Source organism: Calditrichota bacterium, assembly GCA_014359355.1.
Lineage (GTDB): Bacteria > Zhuqueibacterota > Zhuqueibacteria > JANLFK01 > Oleimicrobiaceae > Oleimicrobium.
In genome coordinates this window covers 16,177-35,402 of record JACIZP010000187.1, presented here as the reverse complement: position 1 = coordinate 35,402, position 19,226 = coordinate 16,177, and the positions used below count along the sequence as shown (strand labels likewise).

The 19,226-nt window shown below is 61.6% G+C and carries 24 protein-coding genes; 16 read left to right on the top strand and 8 right to left on the bottom strand.

Translation table 11 applies throughout. The features are described from left to right. The 5 genes from H5U38_08295 to H5U38_08275 form a co-directional block, all read right to left on the bottom strand. Positions 1–291: glucosamine-6-phosphate deaminase (locus tag H5U38_08295; protein MBC7187018.1), on the bottom strand; the 291-nt coding region annotated here is incomplete at its 3' end. A gap of 62 nt (positions 292–353) precedes the next feature. Continuing rightward, positions 354–1,358 carry a zinc-dependent alcohol dehydrogenase family protein gene (locus tag H5U38_08290; protein ID MBC7187017.1) on the bottom strand — a complete coding sequence of 335 codons (1,005 nt, stop codon included), beginning with the start codon at positions 1,356–1,358 and terminating at the stop codon, positions 354–356. Between the two features lie 34 nt (positions 1,359–1,392). Continuing rightward, the gene (gene pruA, locus H5U38_08285; protein MBC7187016.1) at positions 1,393–2,943 is read right to left on the bottom strand and encodes an L-glutamate gamma-semialdehyde dehydrogenase; all 1,551 of its coding nucleotides are present in this window, start codon (positions 2,941–2,943) and stop codon (positions 1,393–1,395) included. Positions 2,944–2,957: 14 nt separating this feature from the next. Next, entirely contained in the window at positions 2,958–3,797 is an 840-nt protein-coding gene (locus tag H5U38_08280) for a serine hydrolase (GenBank protein ID MBC7187015.1), read from the bottom strand. Positions 3,798–3,924: 127 nt separating this feature from the next. Further along, a complete protein-coding gene (locus H5U38_08275) occupies positions 3,925–5,043 on the bottom strand; it encodes an aminopeptidase (GenBank protein ID MBC7187014.1) in 1,119 nt (372 codons plus the stop codon). Positions 5,044–5,202: 159 nt separating this feature from the next. Here H5U38_08275 and H5U38_08270 point away from each other — a divergent pair, with 159 nt between their 5' ends. The 9 genes from H5U38_08270 (at position 5,203) to H5U38_08230 (ending at position 10,992) form a co-directional block, all read left to right on the top strand. Next, positions 5,203–5,814, top strand: coding sequence for a sigma-70 family RNA polymerase sigma factor (locus tag H5U38_08270; GenBank protein MBC7187013.1), 612 nt, complete (start codon positions 5,203–5,205; stop codon positions 5,812–5,814). Beyond that, a complete protein-coding gene (locus H5U38_08265) occupies positions 5,804–6,247 on the top strand; it encodes a zf-HC2 domain-containing protein (protein MBC7187012.1) in 444 nt (147 codons plus the stop codon). The genes H5U38_08270 and H5U38_08265 overlap by 11 nt, the downstream gene beginning before the upstream one ends. A gap of 18 nt (positions 6,248–6,265) precedes the next feature. After that, complete coding sequence (locus H5U38_08260; protein MBC7187011.1) at positions 6,266–6,580, top strand: YbjQ family protein; 315 nt, start codon at positions 6,266–6,268, stop codon at positions 6,578–6,580. 157 nt (positions 6,581–6,737) lie between these two features. Next, a complete protein-coding gene (locus H5U38_08255; GenBank protein MBC7187010.1) occupies positions 6,738–8,174 on the top strand; it encodes an aldehyde dehydrogenase family protein in 1,437 nt (478 codons plus the stop codon). Between the two features lie 81 nt (positions 8,175–8,255). Further along, a complete protein-coding gene (trxA, locus tag H5U38_08250) occupies positions 8,256–8,579 on the top strand; it encodes a thioredoxin (protein MBC7187009.1) in 324 nt (107 codons plus the stop codon). A 242-nt stretch (positions 8,580–8,821) separates the two neighbouring features. Then, positions 8,822–9,895, top strand: coding sequence for a mannose-1-phosphate guanylyltransferase (locus tag H5U38_08245; protein MBC7187008.1), 1,074 nt, complete (start codon positions 8,822–8,824; stop codon positions 9,893–9,895). A 4-nt stretch (positions 9,896–9,899) separates the two neighbouring features. Next, positions 9,900–10,196, top strand: coding sequence for a hypothetical protein (locus H5U38_08240; protein MBC7187007.1), 297 nt, complete (start codon positions 9,900–9,902; stop codon positions 10,194–10,196). Further along, positions 10,193–10,657 (top strand): PTS sugar transporter subunit IIA, encoded by a 465-nt coding sequence (locus tag H5U38_08235; GenBank protein MBC7187006.1) that lies wholly within the window; start codon positions 10,193–10,195, stop codon positions 10,655–10,657. The genes H5U38_08240 and H5U38_08235 overlap by 4 nt, the downstream gene beginning before the upstream one ends. After that, positions 10,657–10,992 (top strand): hypothetical protein, encoded by a 336-nt coding sequence (locus tag H5U38_08230; GenBank protein ID MBC7187005.1) that lies wholly within the window; start codon positions 10,657–10,659, stop codon positions 10,990–10,992. Before H5U38_08235 ends, H5U38_08230 begins: the two co-directional genes overlap by 1 nt. 9 nt (positions 10,993–11,001) lie before the next feature. Here the strand turns inward: H5U38_08230 and H5U38_08225 are convergent, their stop codons facing one another. Further along, positions 11,002–12,126, bottom strand: coding sequence for an N-acetyltransferase (locus H5U38_08225; GenBank protein ID MBC7187004.1), 1,125 nt, complete (start codon positions 12,124–12,126; stop codon positions 11,002–11,004). A gap of 12 nt (positions 12,127–12,138) precedes the next feature. Next, positions 12,139–13,323, bottom strand: a complete 1,185-nt coding sequence (locus H5U38_08220) for an aminotransferase class I/II-fold pyridoxal phosphate-dependent enzyme (GenBank protein MBC7187003.1) — start codon at positions 13,321–13,323, stop codon at positions 12,139–12,141. A 393-nt stretch (positions 13,324–13,716) separates the two neighbouring features. Between H5U38_08220 and H5U38_08215 the strand changes: the two genes are divergently transcribed. Continuing rightward, positions 13,717–14,691, top strand: a complete 975-nt coding sequence (locus H5U38_08215) for an NAD-dependent epimerase/dehydratase family protein (GenBank protein MBC7187002.1) — start codon at positions 13,717–13,719, stop codon at positions 14,689–14,691. Between the two features lie 7 nt (positions 14,692–14,698). Here the strand turns inward: H5U38_08215 and H5U38_08210 are convergent, their stop codons facing one another. Continuing rightward, a complete protein-coding gene (locus H5U38_08210) occupies positions 14,699–15,670 on the bottom strand; it encodes a hypothetical protein (protein MBC7187001.1) in 972 nt (323 codons plus the stop codon). A gap of 187 nt (positions 15,671–15,857) precedes the next feature. Here H5U38_08210 and H5U38_08205 point away from each other — a divergent pair, with 187 nt between their 5' ends. The 6 genes from H5U38_08205 to H5U38_08180 all read left to right on the top strand — a co-directional run bounded on the left by H5U38_08205 (position 15,858) and on the right by H5U38_08180 (position 19,185). After that, positions 15,858–16,349, top strand: coding sequence for a Mut7-C RNAse domain-containing protein (locus H5U38_08205; GenBank protein ID MBC7187000.1), 492 nt, complete (start codon positions 15,858–15,860; stop codon positions 16,347–16,349). Then, positions 16,315–16,554, top strand: a complete 240-nt coding sequence (locus H5U38_08200) for a hypothetical protein (protein MBC7186999.1) — start codon at positions 16,315–16,317, stop codon at positions 16,552–16,554. Before H5U38_08205 ends, H5U38_08200 begins: the two co-directional genes overlap by 35 nt. Positions 16,555–16,644: 90 nt before the next feature. Further along, a complete protein-coding gene (locus tag H5U38_08195; protein MBC7186998.1) occupies positions 16,645–17,058 on the top strand; it encodes an SCP2 sterol-binding domain-containing protein in 414 nt (137 codons plus the stop codon). 106 nt (positions 17,059–17,164) lie between these two features. Then, positions 17,165–17,488 (top strand): divalent-cation tolerance protein CutA, encoded by a 324-nt coding sequence (locus H5U38_08190; protein ID MBC7186997.1) that lies wholly within the window; start codon positions 17,165–17,167, stop codon positions 17,486–17,488. Between the two features lie 79 nt (positions 17,489–17,567). Beyond that, a complete protein-coding gene (locus tag H5U38_08185; protein MBC7186996.1) occupies positions 17,568–18,245 on the top strand; it encodes a ribonuclease Z in 678 nt (225 codons plus the stop codon). Between the two features lie 25 nt (positions 18,246–18,270). Next, entirely contained in the window at positions 18,271–19,185 is a 915-nt protein-coding gene (locus tag H5U38_08180; protein ID MBC7186995.1) for an energy transducer TonB, read from the top strand. Positions 19,186–19,226: the final 41 nt, after the last annotated feature.

Below are 19,226 nucleotides of genomic sequence, written 5' to 3'. Positions count from 1 at the left end.
GCCAGCCTCTAACTCTTTCTGCGTCTCCGGCCGGGTCCAGGTGTTGAGGTAACGCGTTACATGCTTGATGAAATACTCAGGGGTCTTGCCTGTGGGGAGCGACACGACTCCGCCCGGGTTGGCTTGTGCCCATTCCAAGAAGCGCAACGCAACCACTCTTCCCAAGCTCGGAAAGTTCGGCACGACGATGACACCGATCTTTTCCGTGGGCGGATAGCACAGCTCCTGGCCACTTTCGCGGAGGGCGATTTCCTCCACGCGCGACAGTTTCTGTTGAGTCGATTTCTTCATCGCAAGTGTCCTGCTGTTTCCCTTACCTCGCATCAAGTCCTGCGTTTGCCGTCCAAAGGTGGTCAGGTTTCGGGCAGAAACATGACTTTGAGCACCTGCTCCGGGTTGTCCAACAGCGCTACTCCCTCCGCAAACTTCTCCAGCGGGAGGCGATGGGTGACAAGCCCCTCTGTGCGCACGCGACCGGCCTGCTGCAGCCGGAGCGCGGCTATGGAGTTGCGGCGCGACGTGTAGGAGCCGACCACGCGCAGCCCTTTCCGGAAGATGAGGAAGGGCTCGATGGTCGCAGTGCTGCTTGCGGGCGGTACGCCGAAAAGGAGCACGCGCCCTCCTTTGCGCGCCAGGCGGAGCGTCTCGCCGATCAAACCGGGGTCCCCCGTCGCCTCGACGACCAAGTCGAATTCGTCGGCAGCAGCCCGCTCGGCCAACTGCTCAGTCACCGCCGGGAAAGCAGAGGCTCCCAATTGTGCAGCCGACTGCCGCCGCCGCGGACTGCGCTCGATTACGGTGACCTGGCTGGCGCCCAAGGCCATGAGCACTTGAATCAGAAGCAGCCCGATGGGTCCTGCGCCGAAGAGCAGGACGCGGTCACCCGGCTCGACGCTCACCTGGTCCAGGCCGTGCAAGACGCAGGAGAGGGGTTCCATGAAGGCAGCGGCCTCATAGGCCAGGTCGCCGATGGCGAAGCAATTGGCCGCGGGAGCCACCACGTACTCCGCCATGGCTCCCGGCCGGGTGACGCCCACCGCCGACCAATTGTGGCAAAAGTTCTGCTGGTTGGTCAGGCAGAAGCGACAGCTCCCGCAGGAGATGTTGGGTTCCAGCGCAACCCGCTCGCCAGGAGCAAGCCCTGTGACCCCGGGGCCAACACCTGCCACCTCACCGCTTGCCTCATGGCCTGGAATGAGAGGGTAGGAGCCAAGGTACTCGCCGCGGTACAGGTGGACGTCGGTGCCGCACAAGCCGCACGCCTTGACCCGAATGAGCACTTCGCCAGGGCCAGGCGCGGGTGGCGGCACCTGCTCGACGCCTACCCGCCCTGGCCCTTGGATTACCACTGCCCGCAATCGGCCAACCTCCCTCGCGCTTCCGCAAGGACCTTTAACCGAGCTTCTCGGAGATGGACTTGGCCTGCAAGAAGAGCAGCAGGTAGTCCCGCCCGCCGGCCTTGGAGTCGGTGCCGCTCATGTTAAAGCCGCCGAACGGATGTCCACCCACCAGCGCACCGGTGCACTTCCGGTTGATGTACAGGTTGCCGACGTGGAAGCGCTGCTTTGCCTCAGCGATTTTGAAGCGGTCGCGCGTCCAGACAGCACCGGTGAGGCCGTAGATCGTGCTGTTGGCCAGGTCCAGGGCCTGTGCAAAATCCTTGGCCTTGAGCACCGCCAGCACCGGCCCGAAAATCTCCTCCTGATCCAGCCGCGCGCCCGGCTGAATGTCCTTGAAAATCGTCGGCCTGATGAAGTAGCCGTTGCCCGGCGCCTTGCTGCCACCGGTGACCAACTTGCCTTCCCTCTTGCCGATCTCGATGTATTCGAGGATCTTCTCCTCCGAAGCCTTGTTGATGACCGGCCCGAGGTAGTTGGCCGGGTCCTTGGTCGGGCCGATGGTGAGTTTCTCCGCGCGCGCCTTGAGCAGCTCCACGAATCGATCGTAGACGTCCGCCAGAACCACGCAGCGCGAGCACGCCGAGCACTTTTGCCCCTGATAGCCAAAGGCAGACACGGTCACTGCGTCGGCTGCGGCTTCCAAGTCCGTATCGGTATCCACCACGATGGTGTCTTTGCCACCCATTTCCGCAACCACGCGCTTGATCCAGATTTGGCCAGGGCTTGGCGTGGCCGCAAGCTGGTTGATGCGCAAGCCCACCTCCATGGAGCCCGTGAAGGAAATGAAACGGGTCTTTGGGTGCTGCACCAGGTAGTCGCCGATCTCCGCCCCACTGCCTGGGATGAAGTTGAGCACGCCAGGCGGCAGGCCTGCCTGGCGGAAGATGTCCACCACCTGATAGGCGATGCCCGGTGTATCGCTGGCCGGTTTGAGGAGCACGGTGTTGCCGGTAACGATCGCGGCCGAGGTCATGCCGGTGAGGATGGCGTTGGGGAAATTCCAGGGCGGAATCACCACCCCGACGCCCAATGGGATGTACACCAACTGCGGGAATTCACCCTTGACCGGCGTTACCGGCTGTGTGGCGCCGTAGCGGAGCATCTCGCGGGCATAGAACTCCAAGAAGTCGATGGCCTCTGCGGTGTCGGCGTCCGCCTCGACCCAGTTCTTGCCTGCCTCAAGAATCATCCAGGCGTTCAGCTCAAAGCGGCGGCGCTTCATGAGCTCGGCGGCTTTGAGCAGGACGATGGCGCGCTCCTGTGGCTCCGCCCACCGCCAGGACTCGAAGGCGCGCAAGGCTGCGTCCATGGCCATGTCCACCTCTCTCTGGCCCGCCTGGCAAAATGCCCCCACCTGACGGTCCTTGTCAGAGGGGTTGAACGACGGTTTCACCTTGGCCGTAATCACCTCTTTGCCGTCGATGAACAGCGGGTACTGCCGGTCGGCCAGGCGCTCCACCGCCGCAATGGCCTCCTCCTGCGCCTTGCGATTCTCTGGCAGAGAAAAATCGGTGTACTGCTGATTGCGGAACTCCTCCAACATACAGGCCTCCATGCTTAGATGAACTGCATCGTCTGCAGGAGGGCACGGGATAGTGTGGCGATCCCCTGCGCCGCCCGCTTGTGGTCGCTAATCCCTCTGCTCATGATCACGAGCACGCACCGCCTGCCGCTGGGCGACACCACGATGCCGGCGTCGTGGTCAATGCGCGAAATCGAGCCGGTCTTGTGCGCCACTTTGAGACTGTCCGGCAGGAGAGCGGGTATCTTGGTCCTGAGCCTTTGCTGAAACATGATCTCCATCATCTGTTCGCAGGCCGGTTTGCTTGCTGCCCTGCCGGTGGCGATGGCTTCGAGGAGCAGCATCATGTCAAAAGCAGAGGTCTCGTTGTTGATCCCCTTCTGATGGGCCTTCAGATCCTCCAGGCCGCGACGCACCTGGGTGTGGGAGGCGCCCAGGGTCCGCACCGTGGCGGTGACATTTTCCGGCCCGACCAGCTCAAGGAGCAGATTGGCGGCGAGATTAGAGCTGACAGTGATCATGTGGTGGACCAGGTCGCGGATGGTCATCTTGCCACCGAGGTGTGCGTAGACGGAGCTGTCGCTCTCAGCTGTCGCGCGCAGAGAGTAGGTCGAGCCGTCGACGATACTGCGAAAGGAGTTGCGTAGGAGGAGGGAGTCCCCCAGCCGGAAACGCCCTTGCTCTGCCTGGCGGAAGACTTCGATCATGACCGGTACTTTCATGAGGCTGGCGGCATGCATCACCTCCTGCGCGTTGTACAAGAAGGTGTCTCCTGTGTCCAGGTCCTTCCAGGCGATGCCGAAGGTGCCGCGCAACCTTCGCTCCGTAGCTGCGATTTGCTCTCTGAGCTTCTGCACCGCTTGACTGTCCGTCATTCCACCATCGGCCAACGGGCGAAGTGCCAGAATAATGACGCCCGCAAAAAAAACCTCGACCCAGTGCCGTCCCTGTGGTTCCACTTGTACCCGTCGGCTCCTCATGCTCTGCCAGCCGCGTCTTCGTTCAGCGTCGCAAGTGAGGCGGGTTCAAAGGTTGCAAGTCCTCGGGCACGAAGAACCCATCCTTGCGGATCAGCGTGCCATCGAAATAGATCTCTCCGCCGCCGAATTCTGGGGTTTGGATCATGACCATGTCCCAATGCACTTGCGAGCGGTTGCGGTTGTCGGCTTCTTCGTAGGCTGAGCCAGGGGTGAGATGGAAAGAGCCGGCGATCTTCTCGTCAAACAGGGTATCCAGCATTGGGCGGGTGATGTGCGGATTGAGGCCGAAGGAGAATTCGCCCACATAGCGCGCCCCCGCATCGCTATCCAGAATCTGGTTCAATCGCTCGCCCTTGTCGGCCGTGGCCTGCACGATCTTGCCCTTGCGGAAGCGCAGCCTGACGTCCTGGAAGAGCGTGCCCTGGAACAGCGACGGCGTGTTGAAGCGGATGGTGCCCTCCACTGAGTCGCGCACCGGAGCAGTGAACAGCTCGCCGTCGGGCAGGTTGCGCCGGCCGTCGCACTTGACCGCCGGCATCCCCTTTATGGAGAAGCGGAGTGCCGTGCCAGGGCCCTTGATCTCGACCATGTCGGTGCGTTGCATCCACTCGCGCAGGGGCTCCATGGCGCGCGACAGGCGGCGGTAATCGAGCGTACACACGCGGAAGAAAAAGTCAGCAAACGCCTCAGTGGACATGTGGGCCAGCTGTGCCATTGCCGGGTGGGGCCAGCGCAAAACCACCCATCTCGTCTTGGGCACGCGGATTTCCTGGTGCACGGGTTTCCACCAGTGAGCCTGGTAAAGCTGCATCTTCTCCGCCGGCACGTCCGAAAGCTCAGCCACATTGTGACTGCCGCGCAGGGCGATGTAGGCGTTCATCTCCCGCATGAGCGTCGCCTCCACCTGCCCCATCAAGCGCATGCTCTCCTCGGTGGCCAACGCATAGAGTTCGCGGAGGATGGGGTTCTGTTTGGTGATGACAAAGGGCTGGGCGCCAGCCTTAGCCGCGCGACGTGCAATGGCTATGACCGCCTCAGCAGGCACATCCACGGCTTCGATGAGCACCTTGTCCCCCCGGCGCAGGCGGGTTGAGTAGGTTACCAGGATCTGTGCGAGCTTCTCGACGCGTGGATCGGTCATCAACTCTCCGCTGACTTGCCAGAAATGGCGCTGGAAATATAGGAAGAAAAAAGCGCTTTGTCAACAAGAAAGCAAAATCCTTCTTGCGATTTGCCCTCAGCTGGCGTATATTGCAGCGACTGAATAAATGGCAAAGGCCTTGCGTATATTTGGTGGGCAATGGAAGTAGCTACGGACACTGCTCTACCTGAGTCGCGCCGCCTGGAACGTGAGGCAGTGGTGCGCTGTCAAAGGGGCGATGCTCGGGCCTTCAGGGTGCTGGTGGAGCGCTACCAGCGCCTGGCCTACTCCGTTGCTCTGGGCCTGGTCGGCTGCCATGACGACGCTCTGGATCTGTCACAGGAAGCGTTTGTCAGGGCCTACCAGCACATTCGGTTGTTTGACCCAGAAAGGCCGTTCCTGCCCTGGTTCTACCAGCTGTTGCGCAACCTCTGCTTCAACCACCTGCGCGCGCGGCGGGCACAGCGCCTCCAGGCACTGGAGGAAGTGGAGAACGGCGAACTCGACGTGGCTACAGAATTGGACTATGATCCGGAAGTGATCGTCGAGCGCAACGAGACGGCGCAGCGCGTGTGGCGAGCCATAGGTCGCCTGCCCGACAAGTACCGGGAGATCATCGTGTTGCGCCACTTCCAGCAGTTGTCGTACACGGAGATGGCTGCGCTCCTTTTCTTACCACTGGGTACGGTGATGTCACGGCTTTACCACGCCCGGCGAGCGCTCAAGGCGCTGTTGGAGCGGGAGCAAGGAGGTGATCCGCATGAAATGTGAGGAGGCCAGGCCGCTGATGATGGCCCTTCTCGACGGGGAGATAGAAGAGGCTCAGAAGATAGACCTCGAGCGCCACCTGGCAAGGTGTTACGCCTGTGCCAAGGAGCTGGAGGGGTTCAGGCAACTGAAAGAGGTGACGGAAGGAGTGACGCTCATGGAACCAGAGAGCAGGATCTGGCAGGAGTACTGGTCGCGGGTGTACAATCGCATCGAGCGGGGCCTCGGCGCGGTGCTGCTGGCGGTGAGCGCTGCTGCCCTGCTCATCTTCGCGGGGTTTAAGGCAGTGGAAAGTCTCATTCGCGACCCCTCGTTGGCGATCTCTCTGAAGGTCGCTATCCTGGCCGCCATCGCGGGGTTCGTTTTGCTTCTGCTGTCGGTCGTCCGCGAGCGCCTGTACTTCTGGAAACGGGACCGGTACCGCTTTGTACGTTGAGGTGAGGGAGGAAGAAATATGTACATTGCCACAACGGAGACCATTGCTGGCAAGAAGGTGGTTCGTTACCTGGGCTTGGTGCGCGGCAACACCATTCGCGCCCGCCACATTGGCCACGACTTTATGGCGGCGCTGCGCAACGTGGTTGGCGGCGAGATCGTCGACTACACGAAGATGTTGTCCGAAGCGCGCGAGCAGGCCGTGGACCGCATGGTCGAGCAGGCCAAAGCATTGGGGGCCAACGCAGTGGTGGGCGTTCGCTTCAGCACCTCGATGGTCATGTCGGCTGCCGCCGAGATTCTCGCTTACGGCACCGCTGTGGTGGTGGAGTGATCGCCTGGCGAGGCCGTGTGGAAAGTGCGCCCCATGAGGCCGCTGGTCAGCCGGCGGCCTTTTTCTTTTCGAAAAAAACAGTTGACAATTGTCGTGCGGTGTCGTAAAATACGGCGTGTTTGCGCCGGCTCTGCACCTGGCATGAGGGAGGATGACCATGGCCAAACGCTACCGTATGCTCATCGACGGCGAATGGCGGGAGGGGAAAGACACTTTCGCCGTGACCAACCCGTTTTCTGGCCAGCGGATAGCCGCGGTGGCGCGCGGTTCACCGGCTGACCTTTCTGCAGCCATAGCTGCGGCGCGACGCGCCTTCGACACCACGCGCCGCATGCCACCGTACGAGCGGGTGGCCCTGTTGCAGGGGATTGTTGCCGGCATGCGCAAAAGGGCCAAGGAGCTGGCCGAAACCATCGTCGCTGAGGCGGGCAAGCCTATACGCTTCGCCCAAGGGGAAGTGGACAGGGCCATCTACACCTTCACCGTCGCTGCCGAGGAAGCAAAGCGCATCGCCGGGGAGGTGATCCCCCTGGACCTTTTGCCAACGGCCAAGGGGCATTTCGGCTACACGCGCCGGTACCCCATCGGCGTCATCGGGGCAATCTCGCCCTTCAACTTTCCGCTGAACCTGGTGTGTCACAAGCTGGCACCTTGCTTAGCTTCCGGCAACACCATGGTGCTCAAGCCCTCGTCCTTCACGCCAGTGACTGCCATAAAGCTGGGCGAGATTGTCACCGCCGCTGGGGCGCCGCCCGGTGCGTTCAATGTCGTGCCTTGTCCGGCACAGGTGGGCGAGATACTGGCCACCGAACCCGGCGTGGCGATGCTCACCTTCACGGGGAGTGCCGAAGTTGGCTGGCGGCTCAAGAGCCTGGCCGGCAAGAAGAAGGTGACCTTAGAGCTTGGCGGAAATGCCGCCGCCATCGTCCACGAGGACGCGGACCTGGATTTTGCCGCGTCGCGGCTGGCACTCGGAGGCTTCGCTTATGCGGGGCAAGTGTGCATCGCCGTGCAACGCATTTTCGTGCACCGACGCGTCTTCGATGGCTTTACTGAACGGCTCCTTGAGGCGACGCGCAAGACCATGGTGGGCGACCCGGCCGATCCGGACACAGTGTGCGGGCCGATGATTACCGAGCAGGCGGCCATCACCGCGCAGCAGTGGATCCAAGAGGCCTTGGCGGCTGGCGCGCAACTGCTGACCGGCGGTGAGCGCGACGGGGCGATGCTGGAGCCCACCGTGCTGACCAAGACCACGCCCGACATGAAGGTGCGCAGCGAGGAGGTCTTTGCGCCAATTGTTACCGTCGATCCGTACGAGACTTTCGACGAGGCCGTGGCGGCAGTGAACGAGTCCCGCTTCGGTCTGCAGGCGGCCGTTTTTACCAACGACATCCGTCTGATCATGCAAGCGCACGACGAGATCGTGGTCGGCGGGCTGGTGGTCAACGACTACCCCACCTTCCGGATCGACCACATGCCTTACGGCGGCGTCAAGGACTCCGGTTTTGGTCGCGAGGGGCTGAAATATGCCATCGAGGAGATGACCGAGCCACGCCTCCTGGTGCTGAACCTCCCACAAAAGAGCGGTTGACGGGAAAAAAGTCCTTGCTATTTTTGCGCGGGAGTGATATTTTAGCATGCCACTTTTGTGCGAAAGAGGAGGAGCACGTGCATGGGCCAGCTACTGGAGCTAAGCGAAGCAAACTTTGGTGAGCAGGTGACGTCCGCCCCCGGGGTCGTGGTGGTGGACTTTTCTGCGCAATGGTGTGCCCCGTGCCGCACGGTGGCACAGGTCATTGCCGAGGTGGCCGACGAGTACAACGGTAGGGTGAAGGTGGGAAATGTGGACGTCACGAAGAACAACCGGCTCGCCAGCCGCTTTGGCGTGGCGATGATCCCCACCGTGCTCTTCTTCAAGAATGGCAAGGTGGCCGGCCAGCTTGTGGGCTCTATTTCCAAACAGCGCATTGTGGACAGGATCGAACAACTCCTTTGAAGCCCGCAAGTTTGTGATGAACAGTGGTGCCCAGAGTAAGCACGTGGGGCGACACACACGAGCCGCTTGATCCGAGAATGACAGCAGCCGTTGGTGGGCGAGGCATCAGTCTCACATCGATGAGCTCCAGTGAACCGTGATTGACAACCACGGCGGCCCTGCTCAGGTGCAGGGCAGACGCCGTGGTTTTTTTTGTGCCCGAGCGAAGATGATTCTTATCTGCCTTCAGGAGGCATGACCGCATGTTTGCTCTCATCATGGCCGGGGGCGTAGGCACGCGTTTTTGGCCGCGGAGCCGCATGCGCCGACCGAAACAGGTGTTGAACATTTTCGGGCAGCGGTCGCTGATCCAGGATACCATAGCACGACTTTCCGGCCTGGTGCCCTGCGACAAGATCTTCGTCATCTGCTTGGAGGCACAGCGCGAGATCCTCGCCCAGCAACTGCCTGAGCTGTCGCCGCAGCAGATTATCGCCGAGCCGCGCGGCAAGGATACCGCCCCGTGCATCGGTTTGGGCGCCCTCTATTTGCGCCGCATAGATCCCGAGGCGGTGATGGTCGCCATGCCTGCCGACCATGTGGTGGCGCGGGAACGGGCGTTCCGCAAAGTCCTGAAGGCGGCAGAAATCATCGCCCGCACCCGCGACTGCCTGGTGACCATCGGCATTCAGCCCACCTATCCGGCCACTGGCTATGGGTATATCCAGCACGAAACCACTGAACTGCAGAGGCTCGCCGGGGTGTCGTGCTATGCCGTCAAGACTTTCGCCGAAAAGCCGTCTCTGGAATACGCGCAGCAGTTCTTGGCCAGTGGCGACTTTTTGTGGAACAGTGGCATTTTCGTTTGGAAAGTGAGCCGTATCCTTGCCGAGATCGAAAGCAAGCTGCCGGAGCTTTATGAGGGGCTGTGCGAGATTGACCGCCACCTCGGCAAGAAGACGGAGCGAAAGGTCATTGAGCGCGTCTACCGCCAGACGCGCAGCATCTCCATCGACTACGGGGTCATGGAAAAGTCCGACAACATCGTGGTGCTCAAGGGCGACTTTGGCTGGAGCGATGTGGGCAGTTGGGATGAAGTCTACAAGCTGGGGCGGCGCGACCACCAGGACAACGTGAGCGAAGGGGAATTGGCCAGCTACGAGGCGCGCGGCTGCTACGTGTGGGCGCCCAACAAGCTGGTTGCCCTGCTGGGTGTCAACGACCTCGTGGTGGTTGACACCGAGGATGCGCTGCTCATCTGCCCACGTCAGCGTTCCCAAGAGGTCAAACAGCTGGTGGACGCCATGCGTCGCCGCAATTTCGACCGGTATCTGTAGGACCATGAAGGATCAGGACTTGCTGCATTCCCTGGAAGAGGTAGTGGCGCAATTGGGTATCCAGCTGCGCTACGAGAAGGGCGACTTTGATGGCGGTCTGTGCCGGGTGGACGACCAACGCCTGCTCATTGCCAATGCAGCACTGCCGACCCGCAAGAAGATCCGCATCATCGCCCGCGAGTTGAGCCGCCTTGAGCTCGACCAGGTCTTTATCGTCCCGGCGGTGCGGAGAGTCATCGACGCCGAGCGCCAAGACGACCAGCCCCTGCAGCTGTCCCCATCCGAGGAGGTTAAGGAATGACGCGCGAAGAATTGGCTCGGCTCTTCTCTGAACAGCGTTTCATAGTGCCGATGCGGGCAAAGAACAAGGATGAGGTCCTGGAAGAACTCCTGGATACCTTTGTGCGGGAGGGGCTAATCAGGAATCGGGCCATCGTCCTCGAGATGCTGCACAAGCGCGAGAGCTTGGGCAGCACCGGCATCGGCAAGGGGGTAGCCATCCCCCACGGGAGATCCACTGCCGTGCCCGACGTGAGCATTGCCTTCGGCAGGAGCGCGGCCCCCATCGACTTTGATTCCATCGACGGTAAGCCGGCCCAGCTGTTCTTCATGGTGCTGGCCCCGCCGCAAGAGTTGAACAGCCGCTACCTCCCAGCCTTGGGCAGACTGGTGGAACTGGTCAACGAGAGCAAGAATCGTAAGCGCCTACTGGCGGCGGAGAGCTTTGCGGAATTCGTCGCCGTCATCAAGGGAGAAGAGTGATGGTCAAGAAGCAGTTGGAGCTCCTGGTGGCCTTGCAAGACTTGGACATGATGATCCGCGAAGTGGAGGACGTCAAGCAACTGGGCTTTGAGACACCCTCCCTTGACAAGTTGGAAAAGGCACGCGAGGAGCTCAGGGAGAAAATTGGAAAGCCGCTCTACGCAACCTACGAGCGGCTCAAAGCTCGCTACAAACGCGCCATCGTGCCGGTGAAGGACGACACCTGCCTGGGGTGCTTCATGCGTCTTCCGACCTCGCTCGCTGCCCGCGGGCGGGAGGACGCCGAAGTCATTACCTGCGAGAACTGCGGACGCATCCTCTACTGGCTGGAATAGGCTGGCCAGTCACAGCTTGTAGTCGTAGATCCGGTAGGTCTTGTAGATTCTGCCGCCCATCATTTCCGCCGTGCGCCGCATCATGACGTTGTTTTCCAGAACCCAGGAGAACTCCCCCCCTTTGTACCCCTTGGCCACCGCGCGGCGATAGGTCTCCAGGTAGAACAGGCCGTCGATGCCGCGCTTTTGGTATTCGCGAATCACGCCCATGGTGATGACCCGCGCCTGGTCGATTTTCTTGGCATAGTAGAGGAGCTTGAAGAGCCCGAAGGGGAAAAGCCGCCCGTTGATCTTATGCAGCGCCTGGTTAAAGTCGGGCAGTGTCAGACAAAATCCCACCGGCTGGCCGTGCATCTCGGCAATGAACGCCAAGTCAGGGTCGACCACGGTCTTCAAGTCCTTGGCCAGGTGGTGGAACTCCTCGGTGGTCATAGGCACAAAGCCCCAGTTGTAGCTCCAGGCCTTGTAAATCTGGTGGATGCGATCCACCTCTGCCCAAAAGTCCTTCATGTTGATGCTGCGGAAGATCAGCCCTTCCTTCTTCTGCACCTTTTCGGTCACCCTGATTAACTTCTCCGGCAGTGGTTGCGTGGCATCCATCCAGTACGCGTACACGTCCATGACCTTGGTCATCCCGTAGCGGTTCACCAGGTCGACATAGTACGGCGGGTTGTAGGTCATCATGATCACCGGCGGGAGGTCGTAAGCGTCCAGCAGCAGGCCGATGGTATCGTTGGTGCTGGGGTTCATGGGGCCGCGCATGACTTCCATTCCCCTGGCGCGCAGCCACGAGGCGGCCGCGTCGAAGAGCGCATCTGCCACCTGTTGGTCGTTCACACACTCAAAAAAGCCAAAAAAGCCGGTTTTCTCGTGGTGGAACTGGTTGTGGTTGTCGTTGACGATGGCAGCGATGCGCCCTACTGTCTGGCCGTCGCGCTCGGCCAGGTAGTACTCCGCCTGCGAGTGCTGGAAGAACGGGTTCTTCTCGCGGTCCAAGATCTTTTTGACGTCGGCGATCAGGGGCGGCACCCAGGAGGGGTTGCCGCGGTAGATCTGCCATGGCAATTTCACGAAACGGTTCAGGTCACGCCGGGTGCGAACAGGGCGGACCACCAGCGACGCCGGTATAGACATATTGCCTCCCTGTCAGATGATGCCCAGAGCCTTGCCGTGCACCTTGAACTTTTCCAGGACGATGTCCAGCTCCTCGTCGGTGTGCGTAGCCATGTAGCTGGTGCGGAGCAAGGACATGCCGGGTGGTACCGCCGGACTGACCACCGGGTTGGTGAACACACCGTCTTCAAAGAGGCGCTTCCACAAAAGGAAAGTCTTCATGTCGTCGCCGATAATGATGGGGATGATGGGCGTCTCGCTGTTGCCGGTGTTAAAGCCCAGTTCCTGGAATCCCTTTTTCATCTTGCGCACGTTGGCCCATAGCTTTTCGCGGCGCTCCGGTTCCTTGATGATGATGTCCAGGCAGGCCAGCACAGTTGCCACTGCTGCGGGTGGAGGGCTTGCGGAGAAAATGAAGGATCGCGCTATGTGTTTGATGTAGTGAATGACGTCCTCGTCTGCGGCGATGAAACCGCCGATGGAGGCGAAGGACTTGCTGAACGTGGACATGACGATGTCCACTTGGTCCTCGAGGCCGAAATGCTCGCCGGTGCCCCTGCCGTTGGCGCCCAGCACGCCGGTGGAGTGGGCGTCATCCACCATGACGCGCGCTCCGTAGCTGCGCGCCAGCTCCACCAGCCGCGGCAGATTGACGATGTCGCCGCCCATGCTAAACACGCCGTCGACCACGATGAGCTTGCCGCCAGGATGGTCCTTGAAGCGTTCCAGCAGGCGCTGCAGGTCATTCATGTCGTTGTGGCGAAACTTGACGAGTTTGGCAAAGGAGAGGCGACAGGCGTCCACGATGGAGGCGTGGTTATCGCGGTCGCCAAAGATGAGGTCGTCCTTGCCGGCGATGGCGGAAATGGTGCCGAGATTCGTCTGCATGCCGGTGGAGAACACCAGGGCAGCTTCTCGCTTCATGAACGCCGCCAGACGCTCCTCCAACTCCACGTGGATGTCGAGCGTGCCGTTGAGGTAGCGCGAGCCGGTGCAGCCAGAGCCGTACTTTTTCACCGCCTGGATAGCCGCCTCTTTGACGCGCGGGTCCTGGGTCAGGCCCATGTAGTTGTTGGAGCCAATCATGATGACTTTCTTGCCCTTGATGACCACCTCGTTGGCTGCCCCGGACTCGATGGGCTGGAAGTAGGGATAGTAGCCGGCCGCCATGGCTTCCCTGGCGCGCCTGAAGCTCTTGCACTTGTCGAATAGGTCCACGTTCAACCTCCTTCCTGTTGTGGGCGAAGGCGCTCATGAGCGCCGTGCACACATTCGCCGCATTCTTGGCCTGTAATATACGGAACAATTAGACAAATGTCAAGAAAAAAGCCTCTGCGGGCGGAGGACGCTTGGCTCGCCACCCTCGGGGCCCAGGTGGTGGCTTCAGGGTCAGGCACGGCCTGCCCGCTGATGGCACCAGACATCTGGGAGGCTCGGTCCCGAAGGAGGCTTCGTCTTTGATTACTGCTTCCAGACGGCGGCTCGTCAGTGGTGGAGGTAAAGGAGCTGGACCCGCAAAAGCCAGAACACCCCGAAAAAAGCAGATTGCATTTCTCCTGCGTTTTCTGTACAATTTGCTGCAATTGCGTGCATGAGAAGAGGAGTCGACAGGTGAAGGCACTGGTAACGGGCGCAAACGGCTTCATCGGCAGTCACCTGGTGGAAAGGCTTGTGCAGCAGGGCCACCAGGTGCGCTGCCTTGTGCGGGCAACCAGCAATCTTCGCTGGCTGCAAGGTTTGGATGTCGAGTTCACGCAGGGCAGCTTGGCGGACCCTTCATCGCTTGAGCCAGCCCTGGGAGGAGTGCAGGTGGTTTTCCACCTGGCCGGGGCGACGAAGGCAGCTACCCGCGAGGGATTTTTTGCGGCAAACACGCAGGGCACTGCGAACCTCCTGCGGGCATGCCGGGCGGCTGGTCACCCACGGGTGGTCTTTGTCTCCAGTCAGGCAGCCGCTGGCCCGAGTGACGGCGTGCGTGCCAAGACCGAACTGGACCAGTCCGCTCCGTTGACCGCCTATGGCGAGAGCAAACTGCAGGCGGAGTTGTTGGTGAGGGAATACGCGGCAGAGGGAGAGGCGGTGATCGTTCGGCCGCCCGTGGTCTTTGGGCCGCGCGACCGCGATGTGCTGGTACTCTTTCGCTATGTGGCGCACCGGCTTTGTCCACTGCTGGGGCGAGGCCCGCGCCTGTTGAGCATTGTGTATGTGGATGACCTGGTGAGCGGCCTGCTGCTGGCTGCCACCAGCCCGAAGGCGATAGGCAACACCTACTTCGTGTGCAACGACCAGCCGGTTGACTGGGAGGCTTTTGCTGACACCATCGCCGCGGCCATGGGCCACAGGTGCCTCAAGGTGCATGTGCCCGAGGCGCTGCTGCCGCCAGTGGCTGCCGTCTCGGAGGCCGCTGCGCGCCTCATGGGCAGGCCTGCTCTCATTAGCCGGGAGAAAGCGCGGGAGATGCGCCAGCGGTACTGGGTCTGCGACAATGCCCGGGCAAAAGCAGACCTGGGCTTTGCGCCGAAAGTGAGCATAGAGGAGGGCGCGAAGCTGACATTGGCGTGGTACAGGGCGCAAGGCTGGCTGTGATGGGGCTCTATTCCTGGACCACCAGAAGCCGTAGCTTCTCCGCGAGCCGGCGGGCGTGGGCAGAGTCGCTTACCTCTTCGCGCAAGAGAGCACCCTGCAGGTAGTGCAGGATTTCCTCGCGGCTGACCACCGGCCAGTATCGATACACTCGATTACGCAAGTTGAGCGGATTTCGCTCCACCTCCATGCTTCCGAAAGGTGTGGTGACGGTGAGCACGTCCTGGGGAGAGACAAGGCGGCGCCGCAACAGGCCGCGCTCGGTCATCTCGTCGAGGAGTTGATTGAGGCTTTCGGCGCTGGGTGCAATTGCTGGATCGAGCTGGCGGTACAGCTCCGGACCGGTGACGCTCTTCGCCGTCCATAGTTCTTTGAGGACGTGCAGCTCCTGAAATGTTGGTTCCCTGGCGATGCGCGTCGGGGCTTGGACTGATGGCGCGCGGCCGATGCCTGCCTTGCGCAACAAGGCTGCTATGTCGGCAAGGCCGCCGTGGCCGGTGGCGCGTCGGTACACCTCTTCGCCAGCGCGGTCGCGCGGCGGCAGCGCGCGTGTGTCGCCCACTGGCGGTCCGTAGCGGGCAAGTCGTTCCATCAGAGCTTGGGCGGGGGTAGGTGCACGGAGGGAGTCCGGCAAGGGTTGGTGGAAGAGCGCCCAGCGACGTGCTGCCTGGAGGCGCAGGCTGTCAGTGGCGGCCCGCAACACCTCTGCCGCTCTGGGGCTGACAGCAGAGACCCGGGACAACGTGTCCCGGACTGTGGGCAGCGTCTCCGCGGGCGTGGCCCCGGATGCGGGGAGGCGCAAGGTCACTTGGGGCGGGCGTCGCAGCACAGGTGGCTTTGGCTCTTGCACGGGTGGCGACAGGAGTGTCACCTCGGCCAGTTCGGCGGGCCTCTCCGATGGGAGGCGCACGGCCAGCAGAATCAGGGCCGCCAGCAGATGAAGAGCAAGGGCAATAAGCAGAGGGCGTAGCAAGGGCCTCATCGCATTCGGTCCACGCGGAATTGACACTGCCCTTTGAACGCCCCAGGTCGGCGATGGTTCCACCTCAGCTGGCAGCGGCGGAAGCCGGCTGTCACACCTGGCCTATTTGACCTATGCCAACAAACAGCTTGACTTTTTGCCGGAGGTATGCTATTTTTCCAGCGGGGTGCTCCCAGCGAGTGAGGAGATGAAATTCGCCGTTGATGTCATGTTGGGGAAGCTGGCCAAGTGGCTGCGCATCATCGGCTACGATGCCGAGTACAGCACTGCCTGGACCGACGCTGAGCTACGGGCAAAGGCTACCCGCGAGCAGCGCTTGGTGCTTACTCGCGACCGCGCCCTGGCCGAGTCGCTTGGGCCCACCGCCGGCCTGTTCATCGAGAGCCAGAATCCCCGCGAACAATTCCGGCAAGTGGTGGAGACCCTCGGTCTGGACACGGAGCAGGGGCTGTTCACCATCTGCACGCTCTGCAACAGAGAGGTCGAGCCAGTGGACCCCCGCGAGGTGGAGCACGAGGTGGCAGAGTACGTGCGTCAGCAGCAGCGCTCGTTCTGGCGCTGTCCGGCCTGCAGGCGACTCTACTGGGAGGGGTCACATATCAAGAACGCGAGAGGGTGGATCGCGGCTTCTTTGGAGAGGAAGAGTGGCAAGCGAACAGGAGATTCGCGAGGAGAATAGGCGGCTCCGCTGGGTGCGGACAATCGTCGATTTGACCATGGCCGTGCTGCAACAGGAGTCCATGTCGCTGACCGAAGCCCTTGCTTTGACGCGGGCCGTCAAGCAGAGCGTGCTGCGCCTCTTCCCGGACAAGGAAGCCACGTACGACCTGATCTACAAGCCGCGCTTCGAGCGCGTCATCAGGGAGCGATTGGGGCAGAACTGAGCGGCACGGGCAAGTGGGGTTCTTCGTGTACAAGAGCTGGCTGAATGTGCAGAAGTGGCGCGTGGCCGCCAAGTGAAGGAGACTTGGGCGATGGGGAAGACGTTTTCTTCTGCTGAAGAGCTCTGTGACATCCTGGGTGCTGTTTTCCGTCGCTCTTTGCAGGAGACCGAGCTGGGCAAGAAGCTTATCGGCCTGAACAAGTCGCTGCGCTTTTTCTTTCGCGACCCACAGGCGGAAATCACGGTGCAGGTGGACGGGGCGCACTGGGAGGTGGTGTGTGGGCCTTGCGATGCGCCGGCCGATATCAAGTTCTGGATGACGGGCGATGCGGCTCATCGACTCTGGTCAGGGAAGGTGAAGCCTTTGGCCGCCATCATGGCCCGCGAAATCAGGGCGGCCGGCCCAGTACGTGCCCTGGCCGAGATCGAAGCCGTCTTTTCCTTGTCCAGCGACATCTACAAGCAGGTGCTGCGCGAAAAGGGGAGGCAAGACTTGCTTCGTTGAGCGGTTGCGCTGGGCTCTTGATGATCGAGACTGGAGCAGGCAGTTGGGAGAAAAGCAGCTCAAAGAGCATCCTTTGCACGGGGACAATGAAGCGGCCAGCGAGTACCTGGTCGTTTTTGTCACTGCCCCTGCGGTTGAGCAAGCAGAGCACATCGCTCAGGCGCTGGTCGGTGAACGCCTGGCCGCCTGCGTGTCAGTGGTCCCCAATGTGACCTCGTGCTACCGCTGGCAGGGGGAGCTGTGCAAGGACCAGGAGGTCCTGCTCATCGTCAAGACGCGCGCAAGCTTGTTTGATGCCGTTGCCGCCAAGGTGCGGGCGCTCCACAGCTATCAGGTGCCGGAGATCCTTGCCCTGCCAGTGAGACGCGGGGCAGAGAGTTACTTGCGCTGGCTCGCCGAGGAAACCAGGAGGGACGAGGATCGCGGCTGAGGGCATAACAGTTACCATCCTTGGCTCGGGCACGTGCATCCCGCGGTGGCGACGCTCCGCACCCTCGGTGGCCCTCAGGGTGCGGGAGCAGCTCATGCTGGTGGATTGCGGTGCTGGCACCCTGCGCCGCATGAGCGAGGCAGGCATTGACTATCGTGAGCCGCATTTGCTTTTCCTGACCCATTTTCATCTCGACCACATCGCCGACCTGGCGGCATGGCTCTTTGCCCTCCACAATACCCCTGATCTGCCCGCAGGATGGGGTCTGGAGATTCTGGGCCCCAAGGGAACCGCGGCGTTGGTGAATCGCCTCCGCGCTGCGCACGATCCATGGCTGCAGCAGCTCTCCTTTCAGCTCTCCGTGCAGGAGCTCGGCAACGAAACGCGCCGCTTGGCCGGCTGGCAGTTGACCACAGCGGCCGTGCGCCACAGCAGTGGCGCGCTGGGCCTGCGGGTGCAGGTGCAGGGCCGGGCAGTGGCCATTTCCGGTGACACGGACTATTGCCCGGCAGTGGTGGAGCTCTGTCGCGGTGTGGATTTGGCCATCCTCGAGTGTTCCACACCCGATGAGGAGAAGGTCGATGGGCACTTGACCCCGACTCTGGCCGGACGCATCGCCAAGGAGGCCGGCTGCAAAAAGTTGGTGCTCACGCACCTCTACCCGCCGTGCGACCAGACCGATATCCTGAGCCCTTGTCGGAAGCAGTTTGCCGGGGAGATCGTGGTGGCCGAAGATATGATGACGTTCCAGGTCTAATGCCATGTCCGCGTTGAGCCACAGAGTGGGTCTGCGCCAGGACTCCTTTACCCTGGCGCTGGTGGTTTCGCTAATCGCCCACCTTCTCTTTCTCTCCTTGTGGGGCGCGACACGGCAGCTGCACCTGCCGGCGATCGTTAGGCCGCGCACGGCCGCAGAGGCAAAGGAGCAGGAGAAACGCCTGGAGTTCGAGCTGGTAGAGACGCCTAGCAATGCGCGGAATGAGCTGCCCAGTGCGAGGACCCATCTGCTCTCCGACAAGAGCACACGTGCCCGCGACCTGTACCCCGCGAAGGACAAGCCTGTGGGCGACGCCTATTCCGAGGGGCAGTCCCCCTATCGCACGTTCAGCGGTGGTCTCTCGTCGCCGGCGGGACCCGAGTCACGCCCGCAACCGCAGCCCCAAGCAGCAAGCGAGTCCTCGCGACCCGCAGCCGCAGAGAGGCCCTTGGAGCCGGGTGTTGCTGTGGCTGAGGAGGCATCGGAAAGACGCCAGCGGGCGCGCTTTAGCCCGGAAGTGCTCGCGGCGCATCCTGGTGGAAGCAGCCGGGCCGGATTGTTCGGCAGCGACGATGCTACCTACCGCCAGGTCACTTTTAGTGCCGAAGAACTTGGCGGAGTGACATTGAACACGTACGCCTGGGACTTTGCCCCGTATGTGCTGGAGATGAAACGGAAGATTCGGCAGAACATCTATCCGCCCCCCGCCTTCACCCGGCTGGGTATTATCAGCGGCGAAACGGTGTTGCGCTTCCGGGTGTTGCCTGACGGGCAGATGACTAACCTGGAGGTGCTGGGTTACACCGGTCATCCCTCGTTGAAGGAAACCAGCGTGGTAGCGGTAATGAACGCCGCGCCCTTCAAACCACTGCCGAAGAGTTTTCCTGAAGAATACCTGGAACTGACATGGACCTTCATCTACTCGGTGACGCGCCAGTGAGGGCGGGCGGAGGTGAAAAACGGTGACGGGCGTGTTCCACA

Coding starts and splice junctions, on each gene's coding strand:
- pruA (MBC7187016.1), bottom strand. CDS start 2,943: ATGTTGGAGGAGTTCCGCAATCAGCAGTACACCGATTTTTCTCTGCCA.
- H5U38_08280 (MBC7187015.1), bottom strand. CDS start 3,797: ATGACGGACAGTCAAGCGGTGCAGAAGCTCAGAGAGCAAATCGCAGCT.
- H5U38_08275 (MBC7187014.1), bottom strand. CDS start 5,043: ATGACCGATCCACGCGTCGAGAAGCTCGCACAGATCCTGGTAACCTAC.
- H5U38_08270 (MBC7187013.1), top strand. CDS start 5,203: ATGGAAGTAGCTACGGACACTGCTCTACCTGAGTCGCGCCGCCTGGAA.
- H5U38_08265 (MBC7187012.1), top strand. CDS start 5,804: ATGAAATGTGAGGAGGCCAGGCCGCTGATGATGGCCCTTCTCGACGGG.
- H5U38_08260 (MBC7187011.1), top strand. CDS start 6,266: ATGTACATTGCCACAACGGAGACCATTGCTGGCAAGAAGGTGGTTCGT.
- H5U38_08255 (MBC7187010.1), top strand. CDS start 6,738: ATGGCCAAACGCTACCGTATGCTCATCGACGGCGAATGGCGGGAGGGG.
- trxA (MBC7187009.1), top strand. CDS start 8,256: ATGGGCCAGCTACTGGAGCTAAGCGAAGCAAACTTTGGTGAGCAGGTG.
- H5U38_08245 (MBC7187008.1), top strand. CDS start 8,822: ATGTTTGCTCTCATCATGGCCGGGGGCGTAGGCACGCGTTTTTGGCCG.
- H5U38_08240 (MBC7187007.1), top strand. CDS start 9,900: ATGAAGGATCAGGACTTGCTGCATTCCCTGGAAGAGGTAGTGGCGCAA.
- H5U38_08235 (MBC7187006.1), top strand. CDS start 10,193: ATGACGCGCGAAGAATTGGCTCGGCTCTTCTCTGAACAGCGTTTCATA.
- H5U38_08230 (MBC7187005.1), top strand. CDS start 10,657: ATGGTCAAGAAGCAGTTGGAGCTCCTGGTGGCCTTGCAAGACTTGGAC.
- H5U38_08225 (MBC7187004.1), bottom strand. CDS start 12,126: ATGTCTATACCGGCGTCGCTGGTGGTCCGCCCTGTTCGCACCCGGCGT.
- H5U38_08210 (MBC7187001.1), bottom strand. CDS start 15,670: ATGAGGCCCTTGCTACGCCCTCTGCTTATTGCCCTTGCTCTTCATCTG.
- H5U38_08205 (MBC7187000.1), top strand. CDS start 15,858: ATGAAATTCGCCGTTGATGTCATGTTGGGGAAGCTGGCCAAGTGGCTG.
- H5U38_08195 (MBC7186998.1), top strand. CDS start 16,645: ATGGGGAAGACGTTTTCTTCTGCTGAAGAGCTCTGTGACATCCTGGGT.